Annotated in this window: 2 protein-coding genes; one reads left to right on the top strand and one right to left on the bottom strand. The window is 29.2% G+C overall.

The window, feature by feature from the left end:
* Positions 1–1,273 (bottom strand): peptide ABC transporter substrate-binding protein (locus EZH24_RS09430; protein WP_137998904.1); only part of this gene is annotated, 1,273 nt, incomplete at its 3' end.
* Between the two features lie 174 nt (positions 1,274–1,447).
* Between EZH24_RS09430 and EZH24_RS09425 the strand changes: the two genes are divergently transcribed.
* The coding region (locus EZH24_RS09425) for a GerMN domain-containing protein (RefSeq protein WP_137998903.1) at positions 1,448–3,043 on the top strand (1,596 nt) is incomplete at its 3' end.

Here is a 3,043-nt window from a genome sequence, read left to right as displayed (position 1 = left end):
TAGAAGATATTTGCAAATCTATTCCCAAATTTTCTTTCCACATTTGCTGAACCGCTTCCGCAACTTGCATATAAACCAAATCGGAAGTGGTTTTATATTCTAAAACGGGAAAGCCTTCTCCGTTAGGGTAGCCCGCCTCCGCCATAAGATTTTTAGCCAAAGCGACATTATTTGAATAACTTTCTTTTGAAATATCCAAATATTCTCCACCATTTTCTCTAAAATCACCTTCCACATCGTAAGCGCCGACTGGAACCCAAGCGCTTGTAGGAGATTTTGCCGTCAAAACTACTTTTTCTACGATATAATTTCTATCAATCGCTAATGACAAAGCTTTTCTTATTCTTTTATCTTTAAGAATTCTATCGTTATAGTTTACTCCGAAAGCGACTGTAGAATAATAAGGAGCAATATAGAGTATTCCCTGACTTTTCAAACTTTCTATATCCTGCGAAGGAACTTTAACCGAAAAATCGAGCGAGCCTTCTTTTATTCCCGCCAATGCCAAAGTAGGGTCTTGCATCATAACGAATGTGATTTTTTCGGGAATTATTTCGTCTTTATTCCAATAATTTGTATTTTTTATCATTACTATTCTTGAATCGGGGCTTTTTTCCGTCATAATAAAAGCGCCGTTTCCAATATAAGTCTTGGGGTTTAAAGTCCAATTATCGCCATACCTTTCTATAATATCTTGTCTAACGGGAGCGAATATAGGATAAGTCAATATATCCAAAAAATACCCAGTCGGAGATTCCAATTCTATTTCCAAAGTATAATCGTCTATCGCTCTAACTCCCAGATTTTCTTTAGGCAAATCTCCCGTCAATATCGAAGTGGCATTTTTTACATATTCTATGAAAGCCGTATATTCCGCTCCGCTCGAAGGGTCAGCCGCTCTTCTTAATGCGTAGACAAAATCGTCAGCGATTACGGTTTCTCCGTCCGTCCATTTTGAGTTGGTTCTTAAATTAAAAGTATATATAAGTCCGTCTTCCGATATATTCAAACTTTCGGCTACTCCATTTTTTAATCCTCCGTCTTTTCCTCTAATAATCAAAGTTTCAAAAGTATGTCCAGGATATACGAAATCGTTTCCCGATAAAGTAGGGTCAATGCTTTTTGGCTCTTCTCCAGCGTTTATAAATAATTCTTTTGAAGAACGATTTTTATCCGAATCTACGGAACATGAAAAACAAATTAAACCCAATAAAAATAATAGTAAAGACAATATAAAAGAAAATTTAAAATATTTTTTCGTTATAGAATTCATAGAATACCTCTTTTAAAATTAATATTATAATCGATAATAATACTATATAATTAAAATAATTCAATTAAAATTTATGATAATTTTATAAAATTTTGTAAAATAAGTAAATTTACTAATAGCATTTAAATTTTTATCGATAATAAAAAAGCTATCTATTAAAATCGGAGTAAAAAAGTGCCAAGATACGAACCTTATAAATCGAGATATAAAGGCAATTATACGAGACAAATAAAAAACGAAAGCAAGGAAATTAATTTAAAAAAACCTTTGATAATTTCTGTAGTTTTTATAATATCCGCAGCCGTTATATTTTCAATCATAAAAAATTACGCTCCTATAGTCGATATTGCGATAAAAGATTTTTTTAGTATTAATCATAGGGAAGCTATTGCTTTGGGAAACGATGAAATAGTTGAAGATAATTCCGATAAATTGAGTTTTTTAAGCAATATTCCTTTATTTAATTTTTTTATTAAATCGGACACAAATCAAACTCTATCCGTTATGGCTTACGAGACAAATTCGATGTTGGAAACAGTTTTAAGCGATAACGAAAATTTAACCAATTCGACTTCGATAAATAGAGAATCTCTACTTCCGTTTTTTAATGAAAATTATAATACAAATTATTATAATTCGAGCATTTATAGGGAAAGTCAAAATCAAAATATTAGCGAAAATATAGAAAGTATAGAGAATAATAATATTAATAATAACGAAAACGAACCTTATAATTATATTCAGCAGATGATAAATGAAAGCGGAAGAAATAATGCAAATAATTTTGTAAATTCAAATAATTCTTCGGCAAATAATAACTCCGCAAGGAATAATAATTCTATTAATAATATAAATAATAATTCTTCAAATTTTCAAACGGCAAGCATATTTCAAGATATTCTAAAACCGAAAGAAAACGCGGAAAGAGTTATAAAAACTATGAAGCCCGCATCGACTGGTTTTAGTTCGGAAATTCCAAGTTATATGCAAAATAATAATTATAATAATAATGCAAATACAAATATAAATAATAATCCGACTAACAATTACAATAATTTTTTTAGCGATATTGAAGATAGAAACGAACTTTTAAATAATAACAATAACAGAGAGAGAATAATTAATAATTCGCGACAAAGAGATAATAGAATAGAAAACGGAAATAATAACACAAATAATAATTACGGAAGAAAAAATATAATAGAAGAAACTATTTTTAAAAATAATTCTCAAAAAACTTCGGATTATGAGAGAGTAATTAATGATATGGTTAATCCGAACAATAATATTGCCCGAGATAATAATAACATAAATAATAATTTAAATAATGCCAATAATATAAACAATATAAAAAGAGAAACTCCCGCAAATACAAAAAACGATAAAGAAGAAATAATGAAAAAGGCAAAAACCGATGTGGCAAATTATAAAAGACGAAAAGCTAATAATACCATAAATGGCATAAATAGAGATTTTAATAATATAAAAACCAAATCGAAAGACGAAGGAATTTATTTAGTGGAATATGACGAAAATTCGGGAGCTATAACTTTAATATTTAGAAATAGAAATTTTAATAATAATATTTCAATCGAAAGCGCCATAAAAACTCTTCTTAATGGAGCGACCGATGATGAAAATAATAAAAATATAATAAGCTGCATTCCAAGAAACACGGAACTGCTCGATATATTTGTAGAGGACGATATAGTTTATTTAAACTTTAACGAAGATTTTGAATTTAATCCTTTGGGAAACCAAGGAACTATG

The organism is Brachyspira catarrhinii (assembly GCF_005518285.1).
Classification (GTDB): Bacteria; Spirochaetota; Brachyspiria; order Brachyspirales; family Brachyspiraceae; genus Brachyspira; species Brachyspira catarrhinii.
The sequence above is the reverse complement of the archived record's forward strand: the minus strand, read 5'-3'. Positions and strand labels throughout refer to the sequence as shown.